The organism is Parvibaculum sp. (assembly GCF_035325945.1).
Lineage (GTDB): Bacteria > Pseudomonadota > Alphaproteobacteria > Parvibaculales > Parvibaculaceae > Parvibaculum.
Map to the genome: position 1 here is coordinate 93455 of NZ_DAOKYX010000004.1, position 6705 is coordinate 100159.

The 6705-nt window shown below is 65.8% G+C and carries 6 protein-coding genes; 2 read left to right on the plus strand and 4 right to left on the minus strand.

The window, feature by feature from the left end:
* From mreC to purT, 4 genes are all read right to left on the minus strand, one after another.
* Complete coding sequence (mreC, locus tag PKA57_RS04170; protein WP_324297892.1) at window positions 1–1194, minus strand: rod shape-determining protein MreC; 1194 nt, start codon at window positions 1192–1194, stop codon at window positions 1–3.
* Between the two features lie 53 nt (window positions 1195–1247).
* Window positions 1248–2288 (minus strand): rod shape-determining protein, encoded by a 1041-nt coding sequence (locus PKA57_RS04175; protein WP_324297794.1) that lies wholly within the window; start codon window positions 2286–2288, stop codon window positions 1248–1250.
* 528 nt (window positions 2289–2816) lie between these two features.
* Complete coding sequence (locus tag PKA57_RS04180) at window positions 2817–3773, minus strand: LysR family transcriptional regulator (protein WP_324297796.1); 957 nt, start codon at window positions 3771–3773, stop codon at window positions 2817–2819.
* Window positions 3774–3943: 170 nt separating this feature from the next.
* Window positions 3944–5143 (minus strand): formate-dependent phosphoribosylglycinamide formyltransferase, encoded by a 1200-nt coding sequence (purT, locus tag PKA57_RS04185; RefSeq protein WP_324297798.1) that lies wholly within the window; start codon window positions 5141–5143, stop codon window positions 3944–3946.
* 150 nt (window positions 5144–5293) lie between these two features.
* Between purT and PKA57_RS04190 the strand changes: the two genes are divergently transcribed.
* Window positions 5294–5626, plus strand: a complete 333-nt coding sequence (locus PKA57_RS04190; protein ID WP_324297800.1) for a metalloregulator ArsR/SmtB family transcription factor — start codon at window positions 5294–5296, stop codon at window positions 5624–5626.
* Complete coding sequence (locus tag PKA57_RS04195; protein WP_324297802.1) at window positions 5626–6561, plus strand: cation diffusion facilitator family transporter; 936 nt, start codon at window positions 5626–5628, stop codon at window positions 6559–6561. The genes PKA57_RS04190 and PKA57_RS04195 overlap by 1 nt, the downstream gene beginning before the upstream one ends.
* The last annotated feature ends 144 nt before the right edge of the window (window positions 6562–6705 follow it).

Here is a 6705-nt window from a genome sequence, read left to right on the forward strand (position 1 = left end):
TCACTCGACCCCCGGCGTGTCTTCACCGCTCGCATCGCTCGGCGCGGGCGGCGGCGTGTCCTCATCGAGCACGTCCGGGATCGGCTGCATCTGGCCCGCCGCTGGCGGCGCTCCGGCCGCGGCACCAGACTGCGAAGCCGGTGGCATCGCGGCGGCGGGCGCTGGCGCGGTCTGCGTTGCAGGCGCTGCCGAGGGCTTTGCCGGTTTCTTCGCGGCAGGAGGTTGCGCCGCCCGCGATGACGCCACCTCGGAGGCGGGCGGCGTCGCGGGCTTGGGTGCGCCGGGTATCTGCGTGATCGGCTTTGCCACTTCGGCGGGTTTCGGCGGCACGGGCGGGCCGAGCAGCACCGCTGGCGGGTCCTGCCTGTCCACCTTGCTCGGGAACTCGAATTTCAGGATACGGACGAAATCGAGCCGGTCGCGATCGGCGAAGGTCTGCACACGCAAAAATCCGTCATTCGTCTGGATGACGAGGCCGACCGGAACTCCCGGCGGAATGAGGCCGCCATCGCCTGACGTCACCACCCGGTCGCCGGGAGAGACGCCGCTTTTCACCGCGAGATATTCGAGCCGCGGCCAGTCCGTGTTGTCGCCCGCAAGAATGGCCTTGAAGTGCGAAGGCTCCACCACCACGGGAATCCGGCTATTGAGGTCGGTCAGAAGGAGGACGCGGCTTGCCCGCTCCCCCGTCGCAACGATCCGGCCGATGAGCCCGTCCGTGTCGATCACGGCGTCGCCGCTTTTCACCCCGTGCTCCCGGCCGGTATTGACGATCACCGTATCGACGAACGGGCCGCCATTGTCGCTGACGACGCGCCCCGTCACATATTTGATGTCGGGATCGACCTGCACATTGAGCAGCGCCTCGAAGCGCGCGGTCTTCGCCTCGAGCTTCAGCGCCGCTTCCTTCCAGGCGAGAAGCCGCGCATTCTCGGCCCGCAGCCGCTCGTTCTCGTCGAAGACATAGGCATATTCGTCGGTGCGCTCGATCACGCGCCGCACGACGGAAACCGGCCGCGAGGCGATTTCGAGCAGAGGGGCCGCAAGATCGGTGACGGCCTGGCGCGCGCGATCGAAGACATAGGTCTCCGCCCGCCCGAGCAGGAGCAGCGCCGCGGCAAGCGTCAGCATGAAGACGAGCGAAATCCGGTTCGAGATCTCGCGGATCGGCACTCCCGACCGGTTTGGATCCATCGCCACCTTACCGCTCCCGCCGTCCCGCTGCCCGCCCCTCGCGAGTAGTCCGCTTAATACACCGACGACAGAACGTGCTTCATGGTCTTGATGTGTTCAAGCGCCTTGCCCGTGCCGAGCGCGACGCAGGAAAGCGCGTCGTCCGCGATCGAAACAGGCAGCCCCGTCTCGTCGCGCAGCACCTGATCGAGATTGGCGAGCAGCGCGCCGCCGCCCGTGAGCACGATGCCCTTGTCCACGATATCGGCGGCAAGCTCCGGCGGCGTCGCCTCGAGCGCGACCTTGACCGCCTCGACAATGGCGCCGACGGGCTCCGCAAGGCTTTCGGCGATCTGCCGCTGGCCGATCCGGATTTCCTTCGGCACGCCGTTCATGAGGTCGCGGCCCTTGATCTCGATGGTCATGCCGTCGCCATCCGAAGGAATGGCCGCCGAGCCGACTTCCTTCTTGATGCGCTCGGCCGAGGCTTCGCCGACGAGAAGATTATGGTGCCGGCGGATATAGGCGATGATCGCCTCGTCCATCTTGTCGCCGCCGACGCGAACCGAACGGGCATAGACGATGCCGCCGAGCGAGAGCACCGCGACTTCCGTCGTGCCGCCGCCGATATCGACAACCATCGAGCCCGTGGGCTCCGTCACCGGCAGGCCGGCGCCGATCGCCGCCGCCATCGGCTCCTCGATGATATAGACACGCCGCGCACCGGCCGAAAGCGCCGATTCCTGAATGGCGCGCCGCTCCACCGCCGTCGAGCCCGAAGGCACGCAAACGATGATCTGCGGATTGGCGAAGGAGCGCCTGTTGTGAACCTTGCGGATGAAATGCTTGATCATTTCTTCCGCGACTTCGAAATCGGCGATCACGCCGTCCCGCATCGGGCGGATCGCCTGAATGTTGCCGGGCGTGCGGCCGAGCATCTGCTTGGCTTCCTCGCCCACGGCCAGAACCTGCTTCTTCCCGCCCTTTTCGATGATGGCGACAACCGACGGCTCATTTAGGACGATCCCTCGCCCCTTCACATAGACAAGTGTGTTTGCGGTGCCGAGATCGATTGCCATATCGGCTGAAAACATGCCGAGCAGACCGGAAAGCATGCTTGTTTTTATCCTTTGACGTGGTCGTCGAACCGCTTGTTCTTACCGTGTCCGCCGACGGTTGAAAGTGTCTTCGCTTGTGGTGGCCAAACAGTTAAAGCGTCGCATGTCCCGATCCCCCATGTCCCGAATTCATGCCGGGGCGGACCAATTTCATCGCTCTGGATTTGCTTCCCCCGATTGCGTCGCGCACAGGTCCTGGCGCCGGGCGTTCGCGAACGATCAAAGAAAGAAACTCCTCCGATCATCCGTACACGAACATGCCTCGAACCGTGCCTGCCGGGTATCGCCGGGAAAGTGCGCGGGTCAGCCTCGCGCTCCGCATTTCCCTCGTCACTCCGACCCCCAAGGCATCGCCCGAACCGTCTCCACTGGTTTGCCGGCGCCGTCCGGAATGGGCTCGCTGCCTCAAAGCGCAACGCCCCGCCGAATCGCCTCGACAAGCCCTTCCTGCGGATCGCGCAGGTCCGCGCGGCCCGAAGTTTGTACGCCGAAAGGCGCATTCCACGCAACGAAAAAGACTTGATTTCAACGGCTTTTCAAGGGTTTGGGGGGCAGCTCGGTAATTTCGTGAGAGCGCCCTTCGAGCCGCGAGCGATGCCGCCTCACCGCATCCACGAGGAACTCCATAACCGCGCGAACATGGGCAAGCTGGGCGAGATCGTTGCGCGCCATGAGCCATAATTCGAGCCCGCCCAGAAGGTCCGGCCCGAAGACGCGCTCGAAGCCGCTGTCCTGGTCAGCAAGGATGCAGGGAAGAGCGGTAAGACCGAGACCCTGGCGCGCCGCCTCCGCGCGCGCCGCAGCGCTCGACGAACGGAATGTCACACGTGAGTTTTTCTCGGCGCGGGACATCCACCAGACGGGACCGAGCGGCGTTTCGGCGCGCGGAAAGCCGATCATGTCATGCTCCGACAGGTCGGACATCTGCCCGGGCACGCCCCGCTCGGCGAGATATTCCTTCGCGGCGTAAAGGCCATAAGCCATGTCGCCGACTTTCCGCATCAACATGTCGCCCTGTGTCGGCCGCGCCGCGCGAAGTGCCACATCGACATCCCTGAGCGGGCTGCCGATCCGGGGCGCGCCCCCGGTGATTCCCGGCGGATCGGTCACAAGCTCGAGCTCGAGGCTCGGATGAGCCTCGCGAAAGGCCGGAAGCTCCGCCGCGATGAGGGGGGCCGCCAGCACTTCGCTCGCCGCGAGCCGCACCGCCCCCTCGCTCCCCGAGCCCGAGGCGGCAAAATCCCTCGGCAACGCCGAAAGGCGGCGATCGACCGGCTCCAGCGCCTCGACGAGCTTCTCGCCAGCCGCCGTCAGCCGGTAGCCGGTCCTCTCACGCTCGAAAAGCCGCGCGCCCAGATCGTCCTCCAGCGAGGCCACACGGCGCAAAACCGTTGTCGTATTGACGCCAAGCTGCTGTCCGGCGCCCGAAAGGCTGCCGGCGCCCGCCACGGCCAGAAAGAAGCGGAGGTCGTCCCAATTCATTTTCATTACCCAGTCTGCGCAAAACACATTTGCGACAGATGCAGGATAGCGACAAGAACGGAACCTGAAAATGGCATCCGGAAAAAGTTTCGTGCGAATTTGCAAGCGAGTGCGGCCCGATCTTGCACAAATTCGGGCGGCTTCCCGTAAATGCAGGCTCGATGCCGGCGCTACCGGGTGCTGACCGGCTTGACGTGCGAGGCGGCTTCCGCGGCCCGCTGCCGCGCCTCCGCCACGTCCCCGCCGCGCGCCAGCGCAACGCCCATGCGCCGCCGGGGATATGCTTCCGGCTTGCCGAAAAGCCTGACCTCGGAGCCCGGAACGGCCAGCGCCCGCTCGAGCCCCTCGAAGGCGATCGCCTTTTCCTCGAGCCGCCCATAAATGACCGCCGAGGCGCCCGGCGCCAGCAGCTCGGTCGAGACGGGAAGCCCGAGGATCGCGCGGGCATGGAGCGCGAATTCGCTCTGATATTGCGAGGCGAGCGTCACGAGGCCCGTATCGTGCGGGCGCGGGCTCACTTCCGAGAACCAGACCTCATCGCCCTTCACGAAAAGTTCGACGCCGAAAATGCCCCTGCCGCCAAGCGCATCCGTCACTTTCTTCGCGATTTCCCGCGCGCGGGCGAGTGCCGCGGCGCTCATCGCCTGCGGCTGCCAGCTTTCGACATAATCGCCCTTGTCCTGGAGATGGCCGATGGGCGCGCAGAAATGCGTCTCGATCTCGCCGGAGGGCCCAGTCGCCCGAACGGTGAGCTGGGTGATCTCGTAATCGAAGGCGATCCGTCCCTCGACGATGACGCGGCTGCTCTCGACCCGGCCACCCGACATCGCATAATCCCAGGCGGCGTCGATCCCCGCCGCGCTCTCGACATAGCTCTGCCCCTTGCCGGATGACGACATGACCGGCTTGACGAAGCAGGGATAGCCGATCCGCTCGGCAGCCGCGCGAAGCTCTCCGGCGGTGGAGGCAAAGGCATAGGGCGAAACCGGCAGGCCCAGTTCCTCCGCGGCGAGGCAGCGAATCCCCTCGCGGTTCATCGTGAGCTGCGCCGCACGCGCCGTCGGAATGACCTCGGCGAGCCCCTCCGCCTCGATCTTCACGAGTTCGTCGGTCGCGATCGCCTCGATCTCGGGAACGATGAGATGCGGCCTTTCCTTCTCGACGATCGCCCGGAGCGCCGTGCCATCCGTCATGCGGATGACATGGGCACGATGCGCAACCTGCTGAGCCGGAGCGTTCTCGTAGCGATCGACCGCGATCACCTCCGCGCCATAACGCATCAGCTCGATGGCGACCTCCTTGCCGAGTTCGCCCGAACCGAGAAGCATGACCCGGGTCGCTCCGGGCGATAGCGGCGTGCCGATACGCATTGATGCATCCCAAAAATTGCCGGGCCGCCTTCATACAGGAACGGCCCCCTCGCTCCAACCCTCGCGGCATCCTGGCCGCTTCGCGAGGGCTTGCGCCGCCCGGCGGAACTGGATAACATATGAACAGTTGTTCATATGTTATATGATAACATGCACCGCAGATCGAACCATTCCCGCCTGCCGGCCGAGCCGCTCAGCGACGACAAGGCGATGGAGCTTGCCGAAACCTTCCGCCTTCTCGGCGATCCGAGCCGGCTGCGCATCGTCGTGGAAACGCTGGCGACACCCCAGCCGGTGGGAGCGATGGCGGCGAAGCTCGGCCTCTCGCCATCGCTCGTCAGCCACCATCTGCGCCTTCTGCGCGCGGCCCGGCTCGTCACCGCCGAGCGGCGCGGCAAGCAGATTTTCTATCGCATCCATGACGATCACATCGCCCGCGTCGTCGCGGACATGGTCGCTCACGTGCATGAGGAAGCAGTCTGATGTCCGGCACCCATCGACACGAGGAGCACAGCCACGCCCACGATCATGGCGGGCTGAGCAATGAGCGGCGCGTCGCCATCGCGCTCTGGATCACCGGCGGCTTCATGATCGTCGAGGCGGTGGGCGGCTACCTGTCCGGCTCGCTCGCCCTCATCGCCGATGCCGGTCACATGCTCACCGATACGGGCGCGCTGGCGCTCGCCTGGCTTGCCGTGCGCCTCGCCCGCCGCCCGGCCGACGATGCACGCTCCTATGGCTACCATCGCGCGGAAACCCTCGCTGCCTTCCTTAACGGCGCCACGATGCTCGCCCTCTCCGTCTGGATCGTCGTCGAGGCGATAGGCCGCGTCGCCAACCCCACGCCCGTTCTCGGCGGGCCGATGCTGGTGGTGGCGATGGGCGGCCTCGCCGTCAATATCCTTTCCTTCCTCATGCTTCACGGCGCGCATGACAGCCTCAACCTGCGCGGCGCGGCGCTCCATGTTCTCGGCGATCTTCTCGGCTCCGTCGCCGCCATCGCCGCCGCCATCGTCATCCTCACGACGGGCTTCATGCCGATCGACCCGCTGCTCTCCGTGCTCGTGGCGGCGCTCATCCTGCGAAGCGCCTGGCGCGTCACGCGCGATGCTGCCCACATCCTCATGGAAGGCACGCCGCCCGGCCTCGAGCCGGAAACGATTTCCGCCGACCTCATGTCCAATGTGGAAGGCGTCGCCGATGTGCATCACGTCCATGCCTGGTCGCTGACGCCGGGCCAGTTGCTCGTCACGCTGCATGCCCGCCTCGCCCCCGGCGCCGATGCCGAGATCACGCTTCTCGCCATCAAGGCGCGACTCGTCTCGCATTTCCGCATCAGCCATGCGACGGTACAGATCGAGCCCGGAGAATGTCTCGATCCCCATCATCACATGCCGGGCCTGCCGCGAACCTGCTAGGCCATGACCATTCATCCGAAAGCCCGGAGGCGACATGCCGAAATCCGCAGGTGACGAGCCCGGCCTCCTTTCGCGCCTCGGCGAACTGCGCGTGGTTCTGGAGCTGGGCGCGATGCTCCCCTCGCTCCCTGCCCTCATGCGCGC

Coding starts and splice junctions, on each gene's coding strand:
- mreC (WP_324297892.1), bottom strand. CDS start 1,194: ATGGATCCAAACCGGTCGGGAGTGCCGATCCGCGAGATCTCGAACCGG.
- PKA57_RS04175 (WP_324297794.1), bottom strand. CDS start 2,288: ATGCTTTCCGGTCTGCTCGGCATGTTTTCAGCCGATATGGCAATCGAT.
- PKA57_RS04180 (WP_324297796.1), bottom strand. CDS start 3,773: ATGAATTGGGACGACCTCCGCTTCTTTCTGGCCGTGGCGGGCGCCGGC.
- purT (WP_324297798.1), bottom strand. CDS start 5,143: ATGCGTATCGGCACGCCGCTATCGCCCGGAGCGACCCGGGTCATGCTT.
- PKA57_RS04190 (WP_324297800.1), top strand. CDS start 5,294: ATGCACCGCAGATCGAACCATTCCCGCCTGCCGGCCGAGCCGCTCAGC.
- PKA57_RS04195 (WP_324297802.1), top strand. CDS start 5,626: ATGTCCGGCACCCATCGACACGAGGAGCACAGCCACGCCCACGATCAT.